We start from the raw sequence: 23,823 nt of genomic DNA on the forward strand, positions 1-23,823 counted from the left end.
ATTTTCATCCATTTTAAGCCAATTGAGCACAAAAGTGACGCTATAGAATTATTCTTCGTTCATCTTCAAATCAATATCAAAAATTCTATATTTACAAAACAGCTAAGTTCGTTTTGAGACGAACTGGCGTTAATTGCAGCCATACAGCTAACTATCGCTAATGTCAAATTTATTGTCGGGAATAGTTGATGGATAATTAGTCCTAACGTTGCTCCTACAAAAAAAAGTGGAATAATAAATCCACCTCTCCAACCGGATGTTACAGTTATTGAGATGGCGATAATTTTAAAAATCAAAATAGCAAACAATAAAGTTAATGGGAAGTTTCCTGAAAGTAATTCGTTAATTTCGTGATGTCCAAAATATCGGGTTAGTGGAAAGTAAAATGCTATGATACCAAGTAGAGTTCCACCAATTAGCGTTTTGATATAAATGGGTATGGGTCTTTTCTCGAAAAGTGTTTTAAAAAATTTGGTGCAAAAAATAAATGTCCAACCAAAAGCAGCTCCGATTATTGCAAAGAGAACTGCATAGCCAAAATCAAAAATCCCTGAATATTCATATGCAGATAAATCCCAAATAGGGCCAAGTCCCAAATGAATGATTAAAGCGAACACTAAATAGCTAAAACAACTTGCAACAAATGCAGGAATAATTGCTTTGTAATACTCAACTGCGTGTTTGTGGTGAAGAATTTCTAATGAAAAGAGGCTACCGCCCAATGGCGCACCAAATAAAGCTGTAAATCCTGAAGCCATTCCTGCGATACTTAATGACCTTAATTCTTCTCCTTTTAGTCGAAACAATTTTCCTATCCAAGTTCCTGTTGAGCCTGTTACTTGAACCAATGGCGCTTCGGGTCCGAGACTTCCACCTGACGCAACGCATAGCAATGAAGAGAGAACCATTGAAGGATTGTTTTTAGGGTCAAGTTTTCCTTTATTAAATCGGATATTGTTTACAATCAAATGTATTTCTCCTGGGTCTCCAATGAAATGAATTATCAAACCTGCTAAAAGTCCACAAATCGCCATTACAGGAATTACTTGCCAACCACTAAAAAAGGCTAATTGATGAGTTAGAAACTCAAGTCCAATCCAATAAGCTCCTGCAATAATTCCACCTATTAATCCAAGTAAAGCCCATAACAAAAAAGTCCGACTGAAAACGAAAGGGTTAAATCGGACAGGTTGGTCTAAAATGTTTAAATACGTTACTAATTTTCTTCTTCGTTTTAATTTCACTGTTTCGTTTCTGTTTTATATGGCATACAACGGATTTGTATATGAGCAGTAGCGGATTAAAATACAATAATTTTCGTTTTAGCAAAGACCTTAAATATATACTTTTACTTTGGTTAAACACTAAACCCGCTATTGCTTATATACGGTGTTGTAAAACGTTTTTCTATCCTGAATTTCAAAATGATTTAATTATTATGTTATAAAGATAGTTCAAATATTTTATTCCTTTAACATTGTAATGTGAGGAATTCCATCTTCAAGATAGCCTTCTCCAATACTTTTAAATCCATAATATTCATAAAATTTTTTGAGGTATGTTTGAGCCGAAATTTTAATCGATTTGGTTTTATAGATTCTATTAATCGCATTTATTGAAGCTATCATAATATCGTGTCCAAGTTTTAATTTTCTGTCTTTTAAGGCAACTACAACACGACCGATTATTGCCTCCTTAAAATTATTTTGAGGTGCGAAACATCTTGTATAGGCGATAATATTACCATCCTTTTTACCGATAATATGCAACGCTTTTCTATCTTTTCCGTCAATGTCTTGATAAACGCAATCTTGTTCCACTACAAATACTTCGCTACGAAGTTGTAACAAATCGTAAAGTTCATCAATTGTGAGTTCGTTAAATTTTTTTACTGAAATTTTCAAAAACATAAATCTTAATAAATGTGATTTAGTATTTAATTGAAATATTTTGGTTCTAAATACAAACAATTATTTCCTAAATTATAAATAATATTCATTTTACTTAAAATTGCATTACCTAATGCTCCAACGTGCGTTTCGCTTGTATTGGAACCAACTTGGGCCTTTGATAAACTCGCTATCACATTATAAAATGAATAATTGCCGATTTTCATTTCTTTGACTAAACCTAATTTTGATTTGAATAAATTACCATTGGCATCTATACTGGTAGTTGCGCCAACTATCGTAAGTTCTTCTTCCAAATTTAAATTTATAACTGTTGTGGTATTAAATGAAATTCTATCATCAGCTCCTGTGTCTAGCATAAACCAATCGCTTATTAAAGAGTCTTTTACCATAAAGGATGATTTAATTAGCGGTACTCCTTTATCCATCTTTACTTCTAATTTTTTTTTATTCCCACTATATTTAAATGTTTTTGGGTCATACAACTTAATCGTTCGTCTGTCATAATTTATATCAACAACGTAATTTAGGAAAAACTCACATCCGATGATGCCATCAAAATCAACATCCTCATATGGAATTGAATACAATGTTAAATTTTCTAGTTTGATATTGCCTATTTCCAATTTATTCTTCGAACTAGACTTAACTGTCATAATCGATGAAGCTCCTATATTGGTGTCTTCTCCATCAAATTTCAAGTTTAATTTCTTGCGAGCGATACTATCGACAATAACATATGAACTTGCTCCTGTATCAATATTAAAAATTAGTGAATCAGTTTCATTAACTTTTACACTTATATATAATTGATTATCATCTCTTATTTCAAATGGAAATTCACTTAATGATTGATTTACTGTTTTAGATGTATTTGATGAAACAAGTATATTTTTTTGATTAGAACAACTATATAATGCTGCAACTAATAATAAAGCGATAATGGATTTCATATTTTTTCTTTTTTAACAAGTTTAAGGAAGTGTTCTTCATTATCATTTTTAAATTCCGAATATAGTTTGGCAACGTTATTACTTACTACATTTAGCTGGTTTAAGAGTTCGTTTTGTTCAATTGTATTTAAATCTCTCAACGAAATCTTTGTAGCAAATTGTTCCTCTTGGTCAAGTAGAATACAAGTTTGTTCTCCTTGTTTTGTTAGATATATGTTAAAATTGCGTTTATCCGATTGCTCAACTTTCTTAATCACATAACCCTTTATTACTAACTTTTTTATTGCTTTAGCAGTAGTGGTTTTGTCGACTAAAAGTATAGATGACAAATCTTGTTGGTTAATTCCTGGATTTTCTTTAACTCGCATTAAAAACTGGTATTGTCCTTTTTCGAGATTTATAGACTTCATTAAAAAATCGGAAAATGAGTTGAGTGCTCTATAAATTTTTCCAATTTCTCGTAATATTTCTTTATTCATATTTTAATTAGATGAAAGTTCAACTAATGCAAATTTATAAAAAAAAGTTGAAAGTTCAACTAATTGCGTATTTTTTTAAATGTTTTACAACGCCTGTATAAGATTAGTTAGGCGATAAGTAAAGATACACTTTCAAATAAACTAAAGAACAAAAGCCGCGCAGCGGCTTTGTAACTTTCTCACTTTTACAAGTCCGCAAGCGGATTTTGTGGAACTTCAAAAGAAAGCTAAAGTGATGTATCCTACTGATGCCTAATTAATTTTATACCCTGTTATGGGCTTTTTTTATTTTTATCAGCCTTGTTCTCAGTCTATCAACATTGGGTCTGGTTATTAGTCCAACCAATAATTAAAAGCTGATAAATTTGAAATTTAGCAGAAAAGGTATTCCATTTGGGTTTTGTAATTGAGTCTTGTAAACATCTGTACGTGAAACCGAAGTGGAAGGGTAGCAATTTTAAAAAAATGAAATATCAGTGCAGCTAAAATAAGTTAGCTGGTGCTTAAAACAATTTTATTTAAAGTAGTCGAATTAGTTAAAACATAATGTGATTATGTCGCATAGCCTGAAATTTTTTTAATAATAGTCCAATTCCCTTTTATTTTTTTTAGCAGGAAAAATCCACCTTCCATTCTGTTTCTTGCTGTTCCATAAGCTATTTCAATTATTGAGCAATCTTTTTTGTCATTAAATATTGGAAGAGCCAAATAATAAATAAAGCTATTGTCTCTCTCTTTTGTAGAGTTATTATTACTTTTTTGTATTTCATTTACATCTTCATAATTCAATAATTTAACGTTATTTATCTCATCACTTGTCCACAATCTGCTTACAGATTTTCTATTTAAAATAATTTCTTTAAATAAACTTTCTGAAAGAGTGTCATTGCTGACCTTTAGTACCGAATAATTATCGGTTATTGAGCAAGAGCTTGTTTTTTGAATCAATTGAATTTTTTCAACTCCTTGAGTGTATGGTAAACTAAATAATACTTCATTGATAACAGCAACTTCTATTGAGTCTTGTCCACTTAAAAAATGACTAAAAAGTAGTAAAACAAAAATTATTAGATTTTTTTTCATGTAGACAATGATTTATAATTTTCGGAATTGCCCATAACGGCCAAGTATAAGCGTAGTGCGGGATTTCGGAGCGATTTACTGTCCGCCTGCACCAAACTTTAATAGATGCCAAAATACTCAATTTTAGCCATTCAGCCCGCATTATCGCTTATACATTGTTAGCGGCATACCTTTTTTTAATTAATCCATTCCTGATAGTCACAACCGTACATGAAGTTTGAGCAACCATAAAAAGCCCATTGTCTGCCATTATTTGTTCCACTTCTTTTAACAAGGTCTGCTGTTTTACAACGAGGACATTTTTTAATCAATGAACTTTCATTTTCGACTTCTAATTCTGATATAAATTTTGACTTATATGAACTGTCGGCAACGAAAAAAACACTTTCTTTTGCGCGGGTCATTGCAACATAAAACAAACGTCTTTCTTCTCCATTTTCAAATTGGTCTGATTCACTAAGCAGCAGATTTAGCACGTTGTCATCTGACATTTCTGATGGAAATCCATGTTTGCCTGAATTACAGTTTATTATAATGACAATATCTGCTTCAAGTCCTTTTGCTTTATGAACTGACAGGAATTGTGCTTTTAGGGTTGTCAATTTTCCTCTTTCTGTTTTTACTTTGTATGAAATCCAACCACTTTTTCTATCAATCTGAAAAATTTGATTTTCATTTTTAATTCTATCAATGTCAAAATTATACCTACCCAAAATAAATATTTCTTTACTTTCAATATCATCGTTTATTCCTAATAGTTTATCAAAAATTTGTTTTAAAGCAGAAGTGTCATCATGGTTGTCTGTGAAAGAATAGTATATTTCATATTTTGTTTCACTTAAATTTGACTTACCTTTTAATTCCTTTCTTGCTTGGTTTGGATTTTTTTGAATAAACTCACTAGATAGATTTAGTAAAGGATTGTGAAAACGATATGTAGTTTCAATTTTAGATTTAACTGTGTAGCCAAAGTAATTCTCGAATTCTTTGAAAAGAGCAATGTCACTCCCGCTAAACCGATAGATTGATTGCCAATCATCTCCTACACAAAAAAGTTTACAAGCAGGGTTATTTTCCTTGATTGCTTTTACGAGCTGATATCTACCAATGGAAATATCTTGAAACTCATCAATTATTACATAGCTAAACTTTCTGTTAAAATCCCCATTAGTGAGATAAATTGATGCTTTATTAATCATATCGCTAAAATCAATTTCATTTCGTTCGATTAAACGCTTTTCATAGCGTTCAAAAATTGGCTCAATGATTTTGATAAAGAGTGCATTTCGTCTCTTGTGGAAAGTGTCTTTGATTTGCTTGTTTTTATTTTTAACATCTTGTATCGAATAGCTATTTGATTTCATTAGAGTTATGAATGTTTGAAACAAAGCAATAAAGCTATTTATCTCGTCTTGTGCAGCTTCACTTATTATTTTCCATATCTCTTTTGGTGACTTTGGTTTTAATTTAACGCCTGCTTTAAGTAAGTTCTCAGTTAGATTCTCAAAGAGAATATTTTCAGACATTTCATAGCTGAAGGTTTCAATATAAGATGTTTCATAGTCAGCATGCATGTTCCTTGCCCATTCTATTTTTTCCCAATATTTCTGATTCGCTTCTTCTTGAGTTTCTCCTTCTTTTGCGAACCAATGGGGTACATAACCGTTCCTTGAAACGCCAAAATGTTCTATATATACCTTTTTTCCATTTTGAATTATAGTAAAATCAGGCTTGTATTGTCTATAAGCTTGTGTAGCTGTTTCGTGCTCATAGGGGAATTCATATTCGTAATTGATGCTGTTAAATAAGAGAAAGTTCGCAATTCTGCATTCTTCAATACTTTTTACAACTTCCATTTTATATGTTGTTCTACCTCTTACTGGAATCTCCTTGAGTTTATATGTATGGAAGTTCTGATCTTTAATATACTGAACGTAATCGCCTTGATTTTCAAACTCAAACTGTGACTTGGTTGGTTTTAAAAAATCAGTAAAGTATTGTGTTACTTGTTGCAAATAACTTTCATTTTGTATTAGTTCTTTAAAAAATTTTGTAATTAAAGGTTTAAACTGTTTTTCATCAAAAATACTTGGTTGCTTTCCTTCAACTTCAGCAATTACATCTTTACCGAACTTGTGAAAAGTCTTTGCCTCTATACCGTCAATATCTATTCTTCCTTCAAGAGTAGAAGCAGATTTGTTAGTAAATGAAATAAGTAAAATTTTTTCTGGGTCAATTTTGTAGCGGTCAATAACGTAATTTACTTTACCTACTATTGTTGTGGTTTTACCTGAACCAGCGCCCGCAATTACTATATTGTTATCATCGTCTGTTACTATTGATGTTCTTTGTTGTAAGTCAAGTTTTCTGCCTTCAATATTGTCAAAAAAATTATTATAATTCTTTAATTCAACCTTTACAAATTGTTTATTGAAGTCCTTGCGATACGTTTTGGAACTTTTGTAGTAATTCTGAAAAGCCTTTATAGTCTGAACTTCTGTATCCGCTAATCCAATTTTTTCGTAAGGTTTGGGTTTAATTTCGTTAAAAAGACTTCCATGTTTGTTTGACCAAATTTTTAATGAATAATTAGCAAAATAACCTTGATTAAATTCGAGGTAGTTAGAAAATTGGTCAACTGCTAATTTTATATTGGGAAGTTTTGAAGTAAAGAAATTTAAAAGACGTAGTCTAGTAGCTTCTCTCTCTCTTGCTAATTTTTCAACAAGCTCTTTTTTCTTTTGCTTTTTAGCTTTCTTTCTTCGAAAGAATGTTAGTCCTCCTAAAAAAAGCCCTAATGCAATTATTAATACAATTATAATTTTCATTTGTAAATGCCAATTTTTGAGCTATGGTTGATTGTTTTTTTGATTTTCAATGTTTTGAACTAAAATTATTGTCAAATTTGCTTTTATTATTTAAAATTTGTCGTTTATGCCATTCTTGTTTTATTTTGACTTACTTTTTTTTATAAAAAGTTTAACCATCAAATAAATTAAAAATTTACGGTACTTAGCTCTCTATTGTATGTAATAGAGAAATCATAAAGGGATTTAAATTCTTCTCCTACTAAATAAAGTTCAGAGCCTCTTTGTTTAAGAATAATTGGTTTTTCATGCCATATTTCATATGAATCATAATGAAATATAACTTTACAGTAAAAGAGCCTATTATACCTGATTACCCAATCTTCATCAAAGGGTACATATTCTCTAAGAGCTTGACGAACTATAGATAGATGTTGGAAGTCATCTGATATAAGTTTCAGATTAGTATATAAGTCTTGGAAAGCTTTAAATGCAACTATATTCCAATCCATTTGTAAACTCCAATAAAAGTTATGATGACGCTCTAACCAAGATTGGATTTTATCTACATCAACAAATATCTTTTTTGATTTTCCACTGATTTCTGAAATAGCCTTATCTGCAAGTTGTTTCTTTAAATTAAATTTTTCATTTGGTCTAAAATTTAATTTTTCATCTTCGAATACATATAGTTCAGAATTATTTGGTTCAGCATTCGGATAAAGTTCATCATCTCTCAAATAATATAAGGGGTCATCCTCTGGCATCTCTATATATTTCTTGACTTCATTCTTGAAATTTAACTCTGATTGGCTTAAAATCTGAATTATTTTTCCTGATTTATCCCTAACTACATTGTAAGCATAAGCAAAACAAAAGTCCGGATAGCAAAGCCAAAAGCGGTTGCTTCCAAAAGGTATATTACGTATCTCCAAACGAGTGTTTTGAGAATACATTAAAAGCAACTCGTTTTTTAATTTTACACACTTTCTTAAAAATTGAATTGCTGAAATACCAAAGCATTTAGCTATATCAAAATAGTTTTGGCTTATATATGTAAGGTACTGATTACTGTTGTTTAAGTTCAAAGCTTTTAAATGATTATTGGCAAGTAACTAATTATAAAACTCTAATATTCTGTCAGGTAGGGTCATTGCAAATCTAACATAGTCAATAGATTGATTCTTAACAAATAGATGACATACTATCGGAATTGTTGGATTAAAATCATTCCCTGGAGCTTTTAGATATTGAATTCTACCATCGGGTAGAGTCGTTGATTCATTAATATTAAAATCAAAGTTTTTCGGGATATTCAGACCTTCTAAATTGCCATCTAATCGTATTTTAATCTTTCCCATATCAATTGTACAAACAATTGTAATATTCAACTTACCTTTTGAAATACACTGTCCTGCTTGCTATTCTTCAAATATATATGAATTGAAAATGAAGGGTTTGAAAAACAAATCATTCATATTGTTAATTAAACGTCGTTTTAATCCTCTATTTAAATAAGTCAGCATGGAGTTGTTCAAGTCCCTTTACCGCTACTAATTTATGATACCCTACAAAATTCAAACTCTCTATAATCTTTTGGAACGTATTTGTTTTTTTGTCAAAATATTCTGCAACTATAAAGCTTATTGTTCCTGATTGGTGATTTATAAATTCATCTTGATTTATTGTTTTTAATTCTTCAATTATTAACGAAAGGGAGTCTTTTTCGAAACCTCTAGGCAAGTTTTCTGAGCCTCCTTTTCTTACTTCTAGTCTTTTACTATCATGCAATATATCCAATTCAAAATATTTATCGTATCGATTCCTTTCAATTTCCTTATTATTAATTAAAATGTTCATTATTTCAAAATTAGTAGAAAGACACCGTCCACAGATTTGATTGTATCTTGAAAAACTATATCGAATATATTTAGTGATTTCATATTCAGGTCTTATTTCATTGTTTTCATTAAAGAAGTTTTCGTCATAATCAATTAAATTGATAATTCTCGGAATGTGATTTGTTGTTAAACAATTTTTGCAAGCGACTTTATATTGTAAAATCATTTTAAATATTTGTTAAAAATAATAAAGCAATTAATCAGATTTTATTAAACTCTTTGAGTGATTCTTTTAAAGTCAACTTCCAAAAATCAGTTTGATTTAAATCAGGTCTTAATGAGCTAAAAGTCAAGCTTGTTTCGTAAGCTATAAAAGCTTTGGTAAAATCATCTATAGAACCTTTGTGTTGAATATATTGTTGCCACATATTTATTAAAAAATCCACAGCTTCATGAATCAATATTTGATTTGATATTGATGAAATTTGCCCATTTTTTTCAAGGTTTGTCTTAATATTATTTAGAAATCCATCTCTAAAACGAATACCTCCTGACATTTCTTTCGATTGACTACCTTCTGCAAACTCTATTACCTTAGAATAAAAATCATCATTTGTATTCTCGCTTTCATCATCCAAAAACTGCTTAATGACAGTTTTTGCTTGCGGATTCCCTAACTCGTCAGCTTTTGTTAAATCTTTACGTGCCTTTATTTTATCACCCGCCTTTAAGTACTCTAAACCTCTTATAAAATATGGATTAGCATATTCAGGATTGATTCTAATTGCAATATTACAATCCTCAATGGCGCCTGCCGTATCGTCAATTAGTGTTTTAACAATTGCTCTATTATTATATAGGGATTCATGGGGTATATTGTAATAATTTCTCCTTCCACTTTTTCCGATAGTCAATGCAACTTCTTCAATTACAGGTAAAGTCAAGTTATATTTTTCGATTGCTTTATTGTAGTTTGCAATAGCTTCGTCATAATTTTTTAAATTTTGAAAACAAAGACCTAGCCTAAAATAACCATTAAACAGTCCATTTGTTAACTTAAGATAATTTGTAAAATCTTCTATTGCTTCATTCCAAAGTCTTAAGTCTTCTTTGGCATTACCTCTTAAATAATAGAAATATGGATTATTAGGATAGGCAGATATACCATCCGTAAATAAATCTATTGATTTTTCTATGTTTCCTGCCTCATACTCAATTGCAGCATTCATTTCTAAAATAACTTCATCTTTACTTGATGTGTATTTAGCTCCTCCTTCAAGGTTTGATTTAAAAAAACTCATTTTGTCAAATTTATTAATTGTAGTTGTTCTTTTTGGTTGCCGCTAACAACTGTATAAGTGCAATGGCACTTATATCTCTTATGTCTGCAAGTTATTACTATTTATTAAATTATCTAATGGACTAGAAATATTTTTATTATTTATTTGAATCGTTTTCGTGTATAACTCAGTCGTTTTGGGCGAACTGTGTCCTAGCATGTTTTGAACATACCTTAAGTTTACGTTATTTTCAATGCAGTGCGTCGCAAATGAATGCCGTAAAGTATGCACCGTAGACCAAGGATTGGAATGAGTATCTTTTACTGCTTTTCGGTAAACCTTACGAATACTAGTGGTGCTGTATTGCCCACCGATCTGGCCTTCAAATAGCCAATAGGAAGGTTTATGAAGCTGATAATAGGTGCGCAACAAATCCACTAAATGTGCCGACAATATGGTTTTTCTATCTTTTTTGCCTTTGCTATCTTTTACAAATATATAACCTTCCTTAGAGTGGATATCTACCACTCGCAAATTGATCAATTCCGAAATACGCAACCCTGCACTGTATATCGTCCAAAGAATAGCTCTATGCTTTATATTTTCAGGCGATTGTATGATCTTTAGTACCTCTTCTTTACTCAACACATTAGGTAACTGCACACTTTTCTTTGGCCGCTCTATAAAATATAAAGTTCTAGGTCTTCCCAACACATGCTCATAATATGCTTTTATCGCATTTATTAGTTGGTTCTGATAACTCTCACTAATGTTATTCTGCTTAATCAGTTCATATACAAATTGCTCAATTTCATCTTTAGTTACCTCCTTTATATCCTCATGCTGAAAACGACTAAAAAAGATGGTTAGCATATTCTTATAGGTTGAAATACTTGAAGAACTGTAGCTTTTTAAAACCAACCGCTTTTCTAATTCATCCAAAGCCAGAACAGATTGTTCGTTCAGCGATTCAATTTCAACACGTTTATAAATAGCCTCTTGTTTAATCTCATAATCATTATCCAACACACGCTTCACATTTTCATAATTCTCCGAAGTATTCACGATCGACCATAACTTTTGGTTGGGATGCCAAAAGGTGGTATCCAGCTTTTTAAATTCGGCCCTTATGGCGTGTAATTGATACGGAATAAACACTTTAATCCGACTTGAATTCTTCTTTGGCTCGTAAATAATTGCACGTTTCATAGCTGTATTGTTAGTCCATCATCTTAAAAGTAGGCGTAAAGATTATAATAAGTCGTACTTTGTCGTTTGTAAACGTTTATTAACCGTTAACAACGGATAGCACCAAACCTTAATATTTACATAGGATACAGCACATGAAAAAGTGTAAAATTTGTAAAAAAGTGATCGCAGGAAGAGAAGATAAAATCTTCTGTTCTGTAAATTGTAAAAATTATTATCACGTAAATTTGCGAAGAGTTACGAATAAAGAAGCAAAATCTATAGATGAAATCCTTCATAGAAACCGTTCGATATTACTTGAAATATTAGGGAAAAACACCATTCAGAAAAAAGTAGAAAGACTCGTACTTTCAAAAAAGAAATTCAATTTTAAATACCTCACCCACTTCAATGTAAACAAACAAGGTAAAATGTACCATTTCCTATATGATATTGCTTGGATGGAATTTTCAGACGATGAGATCTTAATAATTAGAAGAAAAATTTAAGTTACACCAATTAAGATTTTAAATGCCGTAAATAAGCAAATTTTAAACATTTTAAAAGCTATAATTGGTAAATGCCGAGCTATTATAAAAGGAGTATACGATGTTAGTTTACATTGAGCGTTGTCGAAATGAAATGACGTATGCGACAACTTGTCCGCCTTTGAAGGATTTTATAAAGCAATCGGTATTTTAACCACACAAAAAAGCCCTCAATCTGAATCATCAGAATGAGGGCTTTTATATAAATCTAGCGTAAAATTACTTTGCGTAGTTCACCGCTCTTTTTTCTCGAATCACGGTTACTTTCACCTGACCTGGATAAGTCATTTCGGTTTGAATTTTCTGAGCAATGTCAAACGATAAAGTATCTGCTTCTAAATCAGAAATCTTTTCACTTTCTACTATAACCCTCAATTCTCTACCTGCCTGGATCGCATATGCTTTAGTTACACCATTATGCGACATACCTAAAGTTTCCAATTCCTTAATTCTATTGATGTAAGACTCTACAATCTCTCTACGCGCTCCTGGACGTGCTCCTGAAACGGCATCACAAACCTGAACAATTGGAGAAATCAAAGAAGTCATTTCTATCTCGTCGTGGTGAGCTCCAATCGCATTACATACTTCTGGTTTCTCTTTGTACTTTTCAGCCAGTTTCATCCCCAAAATTGCGTGTGGCAATTCTGGCTCATCATCTGGCACTTTACCTATATCGTGTAACAATCCGGCTCTCTTCGCTACTTTCGCATTCAATCCCAACTCACTAGCCATAGTCGCACATAAATTGGCTACTTCTCTACTGTGCTGCAATAAGTTTTGTCCGTAAGAAGAACGGTATTTCATACGACCTACCATTCGAATCAATTCAGGATGCAATCCATGAATTCCTAAATCGATACACGTTTTCTTACCAGTATCAATGATTTCTTCTTCCAATTGCTTCATGGTTTTTGCTACCACTTCTTCAATTCTAGCAGGGTGAATTCTACCATCAGAAATTAATTGGTGCAACGCCAAACGAGCACATTCTCTTCTAATTGGATCGAAACAAGAAAGAATAATTGCCTCAGGAGTGTCATCTACGATAATTTCAACACCAGTAGCAGCTTCTAACGCTCTAATGTTTCTACCTTCACGGCCAATGATTCGACCTTTTAATTCATCACTTTCAATGTTGAACACAGATACTGAGTTCTCAATGGCTTGCTCTGTTGCGACTCTTTGAATGGTTTGGATCACGATTTTCTTCGCATCCTTGTTCGCATTAATTTTTGCCTCGTCAACAATGTCTTTAATATAAGACATCGCATCTGTCTTGGCTTCAGCCTTCAATGCTTCTACCAATTGAGCTTTTGCGTCTTCAGCACTCAAGCCTGCAATTGTTTCCAATTGCTCCACTTGTCTTCTTCTATCTTTCTCTAAATCTTCTATTTTCCGCTGAACTAAATCTAACTGTTTGTCTAAGTTTTCCTTAATTGCTTGAGCTTCTTTTTCCTTTTTGTTGGCCTCATTCAATCGTTGGTTGAATGTATTCTCTTTCTGTTTGATGCGGTTTTCACCATCAGCCATTTTTCGCTCACGCTCACTGATCACCTTTTCGTGATCTTCCTTCAATTGCAAAAACTTTTCTTTTGCCTGAAGAATTTTATCTTTTTTGATGACTTCGGCCTCAGCTTTTGCCTCTTCAATTATGTTTGCATTGCTTTTTTCAATTGCTTTCTTCAAACCAAGAAAAACAACGGCCGCTCCTACTCCTCCTCCAATGAGCAAACCAATAATGATACTTACTATATCCATTCGTTTTATAATTTATTTAAATAAAAAAACCCGGGCAAATTTGACGTTTGAGTAAACCCCTAATAAAAGGATTTGAGCTTTCCGGAGTACCGCAGACTTCCAACGTCTCTCAATAAATTGAGAAATCCCCCAGTCGAAACTAGGGTAATTAAAGGCCTGTCTTTGGCATCACTAAGTTAAACTCACGCTGTTAAGCATGTTGAGTTTACCAAACATTACAAATTTGCACGGGCATGCATTTTCCCACTTTGTGGGTATACTTTAAGAACGCTTCTTTTTTATGTTATAAGAACTTCGATACCAAGGCATCTAATTCTTCCAACTCTTCACTCAATCCGTCGTCAACGATGATGTCTTTCGACTCTATTTCTATTGCTTTTGTGGCATATTCCAATGCGCACATCGCCAATAAATCTTGTTTATCTTTCACTGCATACTTGCTCTCGTAGTCCTTCACTATTTCGTTGATGCGCTTTGCCGCTTTACGAATTAGTTCTTCTTCCTCTTCTCCACTAACTGTTAGAGGATAAGGACGATTTGCAATAACTACCTTTATCGAAAGATTCCTCACGGATTAATCATTACTTGTTAAATTGTGCTATGCACTTATCTACTTCCCGTACAAGTTCGTTTAATTTCAACTTCATTTCTCTGTTACCGCCATCCGAAGACTGTCCAGCAATTTTCAAAATTTTGTTTTTATCATCCAACTCGTTCAATTCACTTCTTAATTGGGTTAATTCTTGCTGCAACTCTTCTACTCGCTTTTGCTCCCTCTCCAATTGCTCCAACGTCTGTTGATGCTTCTTTATCAATGCCAACAATTTAGTTTTAATACTTTTAACTGTCAAACTTAGATTTTCCACTTCTCCCTATCCGTTTTAAAAATAACTCAATTAAGTCTTTTACAAAGCTAACAATTTTTTTGAGCCATTAACTGTTGAAATAAATATGATTTAAAATTTTACGTCCATTTAGTTAAACTTAGTTTTGTACCTGATTTAATTTAATTCCCTGAACTATTTTATGAAATTTTTACTTCCTATTTTATTTGTTTTATCTGTTCACTTTACTTTTGCACAAGAAAACAAGTATCCTCAAGACTATTTTGCCGCTCCTATGGATATTCCATTGTACTTATCCGGCAATTTTGGAGAAATTAGAACCAATCACTTTCATGCAGGTATCGATATAAAAACGCAAGGTGTTGAAGGAATTCCAGTCAATGCGGCTGCAGATGGTTTTGTGAGTCGAATAAAAATTTCACCGTATGGCTACGGAAAAGCCATTTATGTGGTGCATCCAAACGGTTATACCACCGTATATGGACATATTCAAAAGTTTAGTGAAACCATTGAAAAATACATCAAAGCTGCACAGTATAAACAGGAAAGCTTTAGTGTAGAATTGTTTCCGATGAGTAGTGAACTGCAAGTTAAAAAAGGAGACCTAATCGCATATTCAGGAAATACAGGCGGTTCTGGAGGACCTCACTTACACTTTGAAATTCGTGAATCTAAATCCGAGGCGCCACTAAATGTGATGCTTTTTGGATTTGATATCAAGGATAACATCAAACCAATTGTACAATCCATTTATGCCTATCCTTTGGATGATACTTCTACGGTGAATGGCAGCCACAATAAAATGAGGTTTCCAGCTACCGGCAGCAATGGGAATTATAGATTGTTAGTGAGTTCAATTAGTGCTTATGGCAGAATTGGATTTGGAATTGAAACCATCGACCAAGCAAATGGAGTGGGCAATCAAATCGGAGTCTATACAATTGATTTGAAAGAAAATGAACAGTTAATTTACAGTCATATTATTGATAAAATTCCTTTTAACAAGTCGCGTTTTATGAATGCTCATATCGATTATGAAGAGAAAGTAAAAACACGAAGAAATGTTCAACGCAGCTTTGTGTTGGACAATAACCAATTGGATATTTATCAATTGGATAAAAAATCAGGCCCTATCACCTTGCAGAATGGAGATACTAAAACCATGAAGTATGAATTGAAAGATGCTTATGGAAATGCGAGTGAGATCAACTTTACCGTAGTTGGAAAAAAGACCAATTCAGGGAGCAGAAATGCTTCGGTAAAATCAAGTGATAACCGCTTTTTTAACTACAATCGAAGAAACGTTATTTTGGAAGACGATATTTTGGTGAATATTCCCGATTACTATTTATACGAAGATTTAGAATTTGAATTCTCCAAAGAATCTAATTCGCGTTGTATTTCCCCATTGTACAATTTGCATAATAAATACACCCCACTGCATTCTTATATGAATGTTTCAATCAAGCTAGAAGGCTTGTCTGATGAGTTGAAGGAGAAATCATTGATTGTTTCGACGACCAATAAACGTAATTTTTCAGCTGAAGGTGGCAAATGGAGTGGAGATAATATCAGTGTAAAGTCAAGAACTTTTGGAAGCTATTGTGTAATGATAGACTCAACACCTCCGGTAATTGTTCCGGTAAATATTAGCAATGGTTCGAATATGAGTGGCAAATGGTCCATTATGATAAAAGGGTCAGACAATCTTTCTGGAATAGATTATTACCGCGGTGAAGTGGACGGGAAATGGATCTTATTTGAATACGATTATAAACGAAATTTATTCTTCCATTATTTTGATGGCACCATCGAAAAAGGCAACCACACTTTAACTTTTGAGGTGAAAGACGGAACAAATAATTCTTCTAAAATCAATTTAAAATTTAACAATTAATGGGAGCTTAAAATAAGATATTCACTTACTTTTATATTCTATGAAAAATAGTCTTTCCACAGTTTTAGTGTTTTTGTTACTTACAATCAGCGGATCTGCAATTAGTCAAACAGAAAATAAGGACAATGATTTAATCCAGTTTTCAGGAATTATTATAACCGGTGACAGTTTAAATCCTGTGCCTTTTGCCAGTATTATGGTTAAAAACACACAAAGAGGAACGACTTCTGACTACTACGGCTACTTTTCATTTGTTGCAAAACCCTTAGACACCATTGTTTTTTCTTCAATAGGATTCAAGCGAAGTACATTTGTGGTTCCTGATTCATTAAATGATTCACGATATTCGTTGATTCAAATGCTTCAAAATGATACGATTCTATTAGACGAAGCAATCGTATATCCTTGGCCAACACAGGAACAATTTAAAACAGCATTTCTAAATTTAGACATCCCAGATGATGACTTAGAAATTGCCAGAAAAAACCTGAGTGATGAGCAAATGTCTGCTCGTTTTGAAGCTATGCCTATGAGCGGAAGCATGAACTTTAGATTGCAAATGCAGCAGCGAACCAATCAAATTTATTATGCGGGTCAATATGTTCCAAACAACTTATTGAATCCAATTGCATGGGCCAAATTTGTGGAAGCATGGAAACGAGGAGACTTTAAACGAAAAGATAAAAGATAGGTTTTAGGCCAATAATTTCGCATGCCAACTATTCCCTACCGTGGTTTTCCAATTCGTCTCCAATTCTGACTTATTAGATACTAGATTATTAAATACAACTGTATCTTCGTTCAATTCCCCACTTTTAAGTAATTCTTCGAAGGCATGCATTTTGGTCATTTTAATTTCACCATTTTGCTCGTATGCCACTCGTAAGCGATCAAATAAATCTAAGTCATAACTTTTTTCAATGTGTTTGATAAATCCTACTGAAGAATCGATACTGCATCCTGACGCCTGAGCCTGAGCTTCATCAACCAACAAAATTAAAAATAAATTGTCTCTCACTAAGAAAGTAGCAGCTAAAGGTGCTCCATGAGCCGCCCATGAATCAATAAATCGATCGCCTTCTTGCTGAACAGATTCAACTTCCTTTTCAGTCAAGAACCGATTAGATTGATAAATCCAAACTCTACTGTGATCTGCGATACTGTTATAATTCATAGTTTTTTTTCAAAATTAGGAAATCTTAAACCTCCAACACGAAAAAAGCATCTAGTTATTGATAAAAGAATTAACTTTAACAAAAAGCATTAAAGTGAAAGAAGTACTCTACACTAAAGAAGTTATTTGGTTCAGTATCGGATTGGTCTTATTCTTATTAGAATTTGTTTTTCCGGGATTAGTATTGCTGTTCTTTGGAGTTGGTGCGTGGATTACATCCATAACAGCCTACATTTTTAACTTCAGTTTAAATACCCAACTTTTGATTTTTATTGCCTCTTCCTTAATTAGCTTAGTCGCTTTAAGAAAATTATTGAAAGAGAAATACATGAACAAATCTGGTCAAAATACAGAAGCTGAAATGGAATTTGTTGGAAAAACAGCTGTAGCAATTTCCACTTTTAATCCAGGAGAAAGCGGGAAAGTAGAATTTAATGGGAGCAACTGGATGGCAGTTTCAGATCAGCCGATTAAGAATGGGCAACCTGTGGTGATAATAGAAATAAATAACATTAAACTTACAATAAAACCAATAAACTAAACTTTATGATCAGCTCAACAACTATTATATACTTAGGATTAATTGTTTTTGCTTTGGTGACATTTATTTCAACTGTGAAAATTGTACCTCAACGAAGTGCATACATTATTGAACGGTTTGGAAAGTATCAAAGTACATTGCTAGCAGGATTTCATATTATAATACCATTGGTTGATAAAGTAGCCTACAAACACACGCTAAAAGAACAAGTGATTGATGTATCGGCTCAAACCTGTATCACAAAAGATAATATCTCGGTAGAGGTAGATGGAGTGCTCTATTTACAATTAGTAGAACCCAAAAGCGCTTCTTATGGAATTGATAATTATCACTTTGCCTCTATACAGTTGGCTCAAACTACAATGAGAAGCATCATTGGAAAATTAGAATTGGATAAAACATTTGAAGAAAGAGATACTATTAATGCAATCATTGTAGAAGCAGTAGACAAAGCATCTGACCCTTGGGGTGTTAAAGTTGCGCGTTATGAAATAAAAAACATTGCTCCACCACAAAGTATTAAAGATGCAATGGAAAAGCAAATGCGCGCTACCCGAGAGAAAAGAGCAATCATTGCTACTTCAGAAGGAGAAATGCAAGCTAAGATTAATAGAGCAGAAGGAGATAAGCAAGAATTAATTGCTAGATCCGAAGGAGAGAAATTGAAACGAATAAACGAAGCGGAAGGAAGGGGCCAAGAAATTGAACGAATTGCTCAAGCGACAGCAGAGGGTGTTCGATTAATCGCACTTGCGATCCAAGAAAAAGGTGGAAGAGATGCAGTAAATCTTAGAGTAGCAGAACAATATATTGGAGAGTTTGGGAAGTTAGCTAAAACTAACAATACGATCATCTTACCAACTGATTTGAGCGATATTGCCGGTTTAGTTGCTACTGCAACTTCCGTTTTAGATCATAAAAAAACAGTATCAAACAGTAAAACCTAAAAGAGCTATATTTTCACTTTGAGAATTTGAGCTTCGAAAAGACTCAAAGAAATAATTTAAACGATGTCTTCTCTGTTTGTTGTCGTGAGGTTCAATTAACTTCAATAATCCAATAAAATTTTCCTTCCCTAAAATTCGATCGAAACATCCCAACTGCTGAAAGCAACCTTTATTGAAGAGAAATACAGAGTCTTTTGCTTCCAACTTTTTACGTTCACCATTTGGAACTTCAATTGGGAATCCATCTCGAAAAATAACCAAATTATTTTGACCAAAATAATTCACCTCTTTTGACTTGAAGCTAAGTGTTACAATCTCAAAATCCATCTCTTTTGTCTTTATCAATTGATCAACAACAGCTCTAGAATCTTCTTTTTTTTCGACTTGTTCTGTCAACCAATCATATATGTTCGTCGATTGCAATGCAGTTTGAACTTCATTATCCTTACCAGTTCCGATTACCATGAGAACATCATCGTTAATGCGGTCACCAAAAATTAAATCTGAGTTAAGAATTCCTTGACTTGAAGAGTAAACAAAAATTTTCCGATAAGTCTCACCATTTAGTTGGTAATGGTTTCTTCCAATAGCGCCATGCGAAAGCGCCATTTTTAGTTGACTCAAACAATCTTCCCTTTTCTCAATTAATCCTTCTAGTAATGGACTTAATTCTTGATTCAATGTATTTATTGAAATGGGTTCAAATAAAAAGTTCTTAACCCCAAATTCTACTAAATCTTTCAGGACACTTGATTCAAATTCTTCTGACAATCCAATTATTAATTGCTGTTTAGAAGTATTCTTCGTCAAAATTTCTTTTACTTCAGTATTATTTATAAGCGAGTAGCTTAGGTAAATAAACAATACATCATTTTTTTCAACTGAATCGAAAATAGGTTTTTGTTCTGAGTGTGAGTTTAAAAACTTTACCGAAAGGTTAAATCCCTTTACAAACTCTGCGATCTCAGTTGAATTGAGTGTTTCAGTAAGTGTTGGTTTGCATGTTTTTAAGAATGTGGTGTTCATTTAACAGCTTTCTTATTGAGACTTATCTTCTCCAAAAGTAGCACTGTAAAAAATTTAAAACCTAATAGTTAAACGGAAATACTAAATATAGGGGATTCACTTATTCCTCATCTAGCACACCACTATTTATGGCCCAAACTAAAAGTCCCGCCATATTTTTAGATCCAGTTTTTTCAATCATGTTTCGTTTATGTGCATCAACCGTCCGAATACTAATGAAAAGCATGTCAGCTATTTCCCCATTATTATATTCTTGAATAATCAATTTTAGAATCTCTTTTTCTCTTTTTGTTAAATTGAAACTGTTATTAAACCTGCCTACTTTTTTCTTTTTCGACCCAGCGGATAATTGACTCATTATCGCATTAGTAACCTCTCCACTAAAGAAATTATTCCCGCTCATAACAGCATCTATGGCGGTCCTCACCTCTTCTATTCCAGAATTCTTTAGTAAATATCCATTGGCACCCAATTTCAACACTTGTCGAATATATTGCGTTTCATCTACCATGGACAAGACCACTATTTTTATTTTAGGGTAGTCCTTTTTAATCATCGTGATTAATTCCAAACCATCCATATTGGGCATATTTAAGTCTGTGATCACTAAATCAGGGGATTGGTTTTTTATAAGTGCCAATGCTTCTATGCCATCAGAAGCTTCTCCTATCACTTCGTATTTTGAATTATCTGATAAAAATGAGGAGATTCCGTCACGGATTAGCTTATGATCATCTACAATAATAATTTTCATCATACTATTTTATTTTGAGGTATTTCTACCGCTATTGTTGTCCCACAACCTTTGGAGCTATCTATTGTCAATGCACCGCCTAAAGACTTCACTCGATTCTTAATACTTAAAAGACCTACACCACTCTTGAAGTCAGTCGAAGTCATTGCAAATCCGACGCCATCATCTTCAATCATTAAATTCAAACTATCATTGTATTGCATCAATTGAATCGAAATGTATTTTGCCTTAGCATGCTTCAGAATGTTATTCAATGATTCTTGAATAATTCGATATAGCATCACTTCTAAATTTATGCTCAACCTTTTGCCATCTAGATTATTAAAAAAGTATAGTTCTGTTTCTGAATTACCTAAATCTTCGATCATTCCTTCTACACTTGCAACTAGGCCAAACTCTTCAACTGTTTTAGGCATCAAATTTCTAGCTAAACCTCTTGTTTCAGAAATAGCATTTTTGAGTGTATCTAAAACCCTTTTAATTGATGTTTGTCCCTTCTCAGAAAGCAGAGAGATTTCAGGCATAACGGTTTGTAAATTCATAGAAGCTGAAGTCAATAATTGACCTATTCCATCATGAAGATCTATGGCTATCCTTTTTCTCACTATATCTTCTGTCTCTAATATTGCTGTGACCATTCGCTTTTCTGTATTCTTTCGTTGAATCGCATAATGAATCGATTTGTTCAGTATTAGAGAATTAATCTGAGCTTTTAATAAGAAATCTTGAGCACCTTCTAAAACAGCATTCAAAGCAATTGCCTCATCTTCCAAATCTGTTAGGATGACAAATGGAGTAGTCGAGAATTCATCGAATAAAGCAGTTAATGTATGAGCCCCGTATGAATCCGGTAAACCTAAATCTACAAGAACTACATCGATTTTAGTCTCCTTCAGAATACGCTTTCCCATTTTCAAAGAAGACTCATGATATCCAACGTAGTTATAGTCACTCATTGCGCCCATTAACTCCATGATAGAAAAACCTTCCATCTCATCAACGACTAAAATAAGCACTCGAAGTTCGGTTAATATCTTTTTTTCAAGTTCGATTGACATATTGCAAAAGTAAAAGAAGTTATCGAGCTAAATATAATACAACTATTTGATAGCTTATATTTTAGACTAACCTCATAAATATAGTGCTAAAATAAACTATTCCATCTATGAATGACAAAAAAAACGCCTATAAAAAAATAGCCCTTAGATTTTCTCTAAAGGCTACTACTTTTCAATCAATGAAATAACTAGGAAATTGCCATTTCATATGGGATATTACTTTGTTTAATTGCTCCGAAACCACCTTTCACATCAATGGCATTGTGATTACCTCTCGCTTTTAAAATAGAAATCGCGATCATTGATCGGTATCCACCTGCACAATGCAAATAAAATGGCTCATTTGGAAACTCATTCAGAGAGCTATTAATTTCATCCAATGTAATTAACTTAGATGTTGGCAAATGACAAGTAGCATATTCGCTTTCTTTTCGAACATCTACAATTGGAGATTGCGGTTTCTTTTTTAGCACATCACTCAATCCATCAACATCAATTGAATCCACGGTGTCTATTTCTTTTCCGGCAGTTTTCCATGCATCAAATCCACCCTCTAAAAATCCTATAATCTGATCAAAACCAACTCTTGCCAATCGGGTGATGGCTTCTTCTACTCTTCCTTCTGGAGCTACTAATAGTATTTGTTGTTTTACATCAGCGATCATAGCACCTACCCAAGGTGCAAACTGACCGTCTAACCCGATAAAGATAGATTGAGGAATATGACCTTTCGAATAATCATCTTGATGACGCACATCCAACACAATCGCATCTGTAGCATTCGCAGCTTGCTCAAAATCATTCGGAGTCAAAGCCGTTTGTCCTTTTTCCATGACGCTATCAATGGAAGCATACCCTTCTTTATTCATCTGCACATTCAAAGGGAAGTATGCTGGAGGCGGCAATAAACCATCTGTCACCTCAGCAATAAACTCCGCCTTAGTCATATTTGCACGCAAGGCATAATTCATTTTCTTTTGGTTCCCCAAAGTATCTACCGTTTCCTTCATCATGTTTTTTCCACACGAACTTCCTGCACCGTGAGCAGGATAGACCGTCACATCATCGGCTAATGGCATAATTTTACTTCTCAAACTATCGAACAACATTCCGGCTAAATCATCTTGAGTAATTGAACCCATTTTCTGAGCCAAATCAGGACGACCAACATCTCCAAGGAATAAAGTATCTCCTGAGAATATAGCAATGTCCTTTCCCTTTTCATCTTTTAATAAATAGGTCGTACTTTCCAATGTATGTCCGGGTGTGTGCAAAGCAGTTAAGGTAATATCCCCAACTTTAAATACCTGATTGTCTTTAGCGATCAGAGCATCAAAAGAGGGGTTTGCATTTGGTCCGTAAACGATAGTTGCGCCAGTTTTTTCAGCCAAAGTAACATGTCCACTTACAAAATCCGCATGAAAATGGGTTTCGAAGATGTACTTAATCTTTGCATCATTCTTCGCCGCTTTTTGAATGTAATCGTTCACCTCTCTTAATGGGTCAATGATTACAGCCTCTCCATTACTTTCAATATAATATGCTCCTTGGGCCAAACAACCCGTATATATTTGTTCTATTATCATGTCATCAATATTTATGGCAAAATTACACAAGGTAAATTAAAAAAGCATTTAATAACGCCCATCAAACGAAAATCTCAGCTTCACTTCACTCTTTTTATCACAAGTTAACACTCTTGCTCTGCACCTCCTAAACTAATCTCTTTGA

24 protein-coding genes are annotated in these 23,823 nt (G+C 33.2%); 5 read left to right on the plus strand and 19 right to left on the minus strand.

Annotated elements, in window-relative coordinates; translation table 11 throughout:
- Window positions 1–65: 65 nt before the first annotated feature.
- The 11 genes from ACTB0X_RS13890 to ACTB0X_RS13940 form a co-directional block, all read right to left on the minus strand.
- Window positions 66–1,244 carry a chloride channel protein gene (locus ACTB0X_RS13890; RefSeq protein ID WP_463025649.1) on the minus strand — a complete coding sequence of 393 codons (1,179 nt, stop codon included), beginning with the start codon at window positions 1,242–1,244 and terminating at the stop codon, window positions 66–68.
- A 219-nt stretch (window positions 1,245–1,463) separates the two neighbouring features.
- Window positions 1,464–1,910 (minus strand): GNAT family N-acetyltransferase, encoded by a 447-nt coding sequence (locus tag ACTB0X_RS13895; RefSeq protein ID WP_463025650.1) that lies wholly within the window; start codon window positions 1,908–1,910, stop codon window positions 1,464–1,466.
- A gap of 26 nt (window positions 1,911–1,936) precedes the next feature.
- Window positions 1,937–2,863 carry an aspartyl protease family protein gene (locus tag ACTB0X_RS13900; protein ID WP_463025651.1) on the minus strand — a complete coding sequence of 309 codons (927 nt, stop codon included), beginning with the start codon at window positions 2,861–2,863 and terminating at the stop codon, window positions 1,937–1,939.
- The gene (locus ACTB0X_RS13905; RefSeq protein WP_463025652.1) at window positions 2,860–3,342 is read right to left on the minus strand and encodes a MarR family winged helix-turn-helix transcriptional regulator; all 483 of its coding nucleotides are present in this window, start codon (window positions 3,340–3,342) and stop codon (window positions 2,860–2,862) included. Before ACTB0X_RS13905 ends, ACTB0X_RS13900 begins: the two co-directional genes overlap by 4 nt.
- Window positions 3,343–3,894: 552 nt before the next feature.
- The gene (locus ACTB0X_RS13910; RefSeq protein WP_463025653.1) at window positions 3,895–4,425 is read right to left on the minus strand and encodes a hypothetical protein; all 531 of its coding nucleotides are present in this window, start codon (window positions 4,423–4,425) and stop codon (window positions 3,895–3,897) included.
- Between the two features lie 176 nt (window positions 4,426–4,601).
- Window positions 4,602–7,253, minus strand: a complete 2,652-nt coding sequence (locus tag ACTB0X_RS13915; protein ID WP_463025654.1) for a UvrD-helicase domain-containing protein — start codon at window positions 7,251–7,253, stop codon at window positions 4,602–4,604.
- A 167-nt stretch (window positions 7,254–7,420) separates the two neighbouring features.
- A complete protein-coding gene (locus tag ACTB0X_RS13920) occupies window positions 7,421–8,320 on the minus strand; it encodes a hypothetical protein (RefSeq protein WP_463025655.1) in 900 nt (299 codons plus the stop codon).
- Window positions 8,321–8,347: 27 nt separating this feature from the next.
- A complete protein-coding gene (locus ACTB0X_RS13925; protein ID WP_463025656.1) occupies window positions 8,348–8,593 on the minus strand; it encodes a hypothetical protein in 246 nt (81 codons plus the stop codon).
- A 145-nt stretch (window positions 8,594–8,738) separates the two neighbouring features.
- A complete protein-coding gene (locus ACTB0X_RS13930) occupies window positions 8,739–9,299 on the minus strand; it encodes a hypothetical protein (RefSeq protein WP_463025657.1) in 561 nt (186 codons plus the stop codon).
- 34 nt (window positions 9,300–9,333) lie between these two features.
- On the minus strand, window positions 9,334–10,374 hold the full coding sequence (locus ACTB0X_RS13935) for a tetratricopeptide repeat protein (protein ID WP_463025658.1): 1,041 nt from the start codon (window positions 10,372–10,374) through the stop codon (window positions 9,334–9,336).
- 78 nt (window positions 10,375–10,452) lie between these two features.
- Window positions 10,453–11,562 carry a tyrosine-type recombinase/integrase gene (locus tag ACTB0X_RS13940; protein WP_463025659.1) on the minus strand — a complete coding sequence of 370 codons (1,110 nt, stop codon included), beginning with the start codon at window positions 11,560–11,562 and terminating at the stop codon, window positions 10,453–10,455.
- A gap of 134 nt (window positions 11,563–11,696) precedes the next feature.
- Here ACTB0X_RS13940 and ACTB0X_RS13945 point away from each other — a divergent pair, with 134 nt between their 5' ends.
- Window positions 11,697–12,050, plus strand: a complete 354-nt coding sequence (locus ACTB0X_RS13945; RefSeq protein WP_463025660.1) for a hypothetical protein — start codon at window positions 11,697–11,699, stop codon at window positions 12,048–12,050.
- 258 nt (window positions 12,051–12,308) lie between these two features.
- Here ACTB0X_RS13945 and rny read toward each other — a convergent pair whose 3' ends face one another.
- The 3 genes from rny to ACTB0X_RS13960 form a co-directional block, all read right to left on the minus strand.
- Complete coding sequence (gene rny, locus ACTB0X_RS13950; protein ID WP_463025661.1) at window positions 12,309–13,850, minus strand: ribonuclease Y; 1,542 nt, start codon at window positions 13,848–13,850, stop codon at window positions 12,309–12,311.
- 283 nt (window positions 13,851–14,133) lie between these two features.
- Window positions 14,134–14,421, minus strand: coding sequence for a cell division protein ZapA (locus tag ACTB0X_RS13955; protein ID WP_463025662.1), 288 nt, complete (start codon window positions 14,419–14,421; stop codon window positions 14,134–14,136).
- A 10-nt stretch (window positions 14,422–14,431) separates the two neighbouring features.
- The gene (locus ACTB0X_RS13960) at window positions 14,432–14,716 is read right to left on the minus strand and encodes a hypothetical protein (RefSeq protein WP_463025664.1); all 285 of its coding nucleotides are present in this window, start codon (window positions 14,714–14,716) and stop codon (window positions 14,432–14,434) included.
- A gap of 160 nt (window positions 14,717–14,876) precedes the next feature.
- On the opposite strand from ACTB0X_RS13960, the gene ACTB0X_RS13965 reads away from it, so the two are divergent.
- Both ACTB0X_RS13965 and ACTB0X_RS13970 read left to right on the plus strand, forming a co-directional pair.
- Window positions 14,877–16,592 (plus strand): M23 family metallopeptidase, encoded by a 1,716-nt coding sequence (locus tag ACTB0X_RS13965; protein ID WP_463025665.1) that lies wholly within the window; start codon window positions 14,877–14,879, stop codon window positions 16,590–16,592.
- A 40-nt stretch (window positions 16,593–16,632) separates the two neighbouring features.
- Window positions 16,633–17,283, plus strand: coding sequence for a carboxypeptidase-like regulatory domain-containing protein (locus tag ACTB0X_RS13970; protein WP_463025666.1), 651 nt, complete (start codon window positions 16,633–16,635; stop codon window positions 17,281–17,283).
- Window positions 17,284–17,286: 3 nt separating this feature from the next.
- Here ACTB0X_RS13970 and ACTB0X_RS13975 read toward each other — a convergent pair whose 3' ends face one another.
- A complete protein-coding gene (locus ACTB0X_RS13975) occupies window positions 17,287–17,766 on the minus strand; it encodes an ABC transporter ATPase (protein ID WP_463025667.1) in 480 nt (159 codons plus the stop codon).
- Between the two features lie 94 nt (window positions 17,767–17,860).
- Between ACTB0X_RS13975 and ACTB0X_RS13980 the strand changes: the two genes are divergently transcribed.
- Complete coding sequence (locus tag ACTB0X_RS13980) at window positions 17,861–18,307, plus strand: NfeD family protein (protein ID WP_463025668.1); 447 nt, start codon at window positions 17,861–17,863, stop codon at window positions 18,305–18,307.
- Between the two features lie 5 nt (window positions 18,308–18,312).
- Window positions 18,313–19,254, plus strand: a complete 942-nt coding sequence (locus tag ACTB0X_RS13985; RefSeq protein ID WP_463025669.1) for an SPFH domain-containing protein — start codon at window positions 18,313–18,315, stop codon at window positions 19,252–19,254.
- Here ACTB0X_RS13985 and ACTB0X_RS13990 read toward each other — a convergent pair.
- The 4 genes from ACTB0X_RS13990 to ACTB0X_RS14005 form a co-directional block, all read right to left on the minus strand.
- Window positions 19,237–20,280 carry a hypothetical protein gene (locus ACTB0X_RS13990; protein WP_463025670.1) on the minus strand — a complete coding sequence of 348 codons (1,044 nt, stop codon included), beginning with the start codon at window positions 20,278–20,280 and terminating at the stop codon, window positions 19,237–19,239. The two genes, ACTB0X_RS13985 and ACTB0X_RS13990, sit on opposite strands and share 18 nt — an antisense overlap.
- Before the next feature lie 100 nt (window positions 20,281–20,380).
- A complete protein-coding gene (locus tag ACTB0X_RS13995; protein ID WP_463025671.1) occupies window positions 20,381–21,037 on the minus strand; it encodes a response regulator in 657 nt (218 codons plus the stop codon).
- Window positions 21,034–22,092, minus strand: coding sequence for a sensor histidine kinase (locus tag ACTB0X_RS14000; protein WP_463025672.1), 1,059 nt, complete (start codon window positions 22,090–22,092; stop codon window positions 21,034–21,036). Before ACTB0X_RS14000 ends, ACTB0X_RS13995 begins: the two co-directional genes overlap by 4 nt.
- Window positions 22,093–22,280: 188 nt before the next feature.
- On the minus strand, window positions 22,281–23,678 hold the full coding sequence (locus ACTB0X_RS14005) for an MBL fold metallo-hydrolase (RefSeq protein WP_463025673.1): 1,398 nt from the start codon (window positions 23,676–23,678) through the stop codon (window positions 22,281–22,283).
- Window positions 23,679–23,823: the final 145 nt, after the last annotated feature.

This window comes from Acidiluteibacter sp., assembly GCF_055129545.1.

Bases quoted from the DNA above. Each gene is read 5' to 3' on its own strand.
- ACTB0X_RS13895 (WP_463025650.1), bottom strand. From the start codon at position 1,910: ATGTTTTTGAAAATTTCAGTAAAAAAATTTAACGAACTCACAATTGAT.
- ACTB0X_RS13935 (WP_463025658.1), bottom strand. From the start codon at position 10,374: ATGAGTTTTTTTAAATCAAACCTTGAAGGAGGAGCTAAATACACATCA.
- ACTB0X_RS14000 (WP_463025672.1), bottom strand. From the start codon at position 22,092: ATGTCAATCGAACTTGAAAAAAAGATATTAACCGAACTTCGAGTGCTT.
- ACTB0X_RS13990 (WP_463025670.1), bottom strand. From the start codon at position 20,280: ATGAACACCACATTCTTAAAAACATGCAAACCAACACTTACTGAAACA.
- ACTB0X_RS13905 (WP_463025652.1), bottom strand. From the start codon at position 3,342: ATGAATAAAGAAATATTACGAGAAATTGGAAAAATTTATAGAGCACTC.
- ACTB0X_RS13975 (WP_463025667.1), bottom strand. From the start codon at position 17,766: ATGAATTATAACAGTATCGCAGATCACAGTAGAGTTTGGATTTATCAA.
- ACTB0X_RS13925 (WP_463025656.1), bottom strand. From the start codon at position 8,593: ATGGGAAAGATTAAAATACGATTAGATGGCAATTTAGAAGGTCTGAAT.
- ACTB0X_RS13970 (WP_463025666.1), top strand. From the start codon at position 16,633: ATGAAAAATAGTCTTTCCACAGTTTTAGTGTTTTTGTTACTTACAATC.
- ACTB0X_RS13900 (WP_463025651.1), bottom strand. From the start codon at position 2,863: ATGAAATCCATTATCGCTTTATTATTAGTTGCAGCATTATATAGTTGT.
- ACTB0X_RS13965 (WP_463025665.1), top strand. From the start codon at position 14,877: ATGAAATTTTTACTTCCTATTTTATTTGTTTTATCTGTTCACTTTACT.
- ACTB0X_RS13945 (WP_463025660.1), top strand. From the start codon at position 11,697: ATGAAAAAGTGTAAAATTTGTAAAAAAGTGATCGCAGGAAGAGAAGAT.
- ACTB0X_RS13995 (WP_463025671.1), bottom strand. From the start codon at position 21,037: ATGATGAAAATTATTATTGTAGATGATCATAAGCTAATCCGTGACGGA.
- ACTB0X_RS13985 (WP_463025669.1), top strand. From the start codon at position 18,313: ATGATCAGCTCAACAACTATTATATACTTAGGATTAATTGTTTTTGCT.
- ACTB0X_RS13930 (WP_463025657.1), bottom strand. From the start codon at position 9,299: ATGATTTTACAATATAAAGTCGCTTGCAAAAATTGTTTAACAACAAAT.
- rny (WP_463025661.1), bottom strand. From the start codon at position 13,850: ATGGATATAGTAAGTATCATTATTGGTTTGCTCATTGGAGGAGGAGTA.
- ACTB0X_RS14005 (WP_463025673.1), bottom strand. From the start codon at position 23,678: ATGATAATAGAACAAATATATACGGGTTGTTTGGCCCAAGGAGCATAT.
- ACTB0X_RS13910 (WP_463025653.1), bottom strand. From the start codon at position 4,425: ATGAAAAAAAATCTAATAATTTTTGTTTTACTACTTTTTAGTCATTTT.
- ACTB0X_RS13940 (WP_463025659.1), bottom strand. From the start codon at position 11,562: ATGAAACGTGCAATTATTTACGAGCCAAAGAAGAATTCAAGTCGGATT.
- ACTB0X_RS13915 (WP_463025654.1), bottom strand. From the start codon at position 7,253: ATGAAAATTATAATTGTATTAATAATTGCATTAGGGCTTTTTTTAGGA.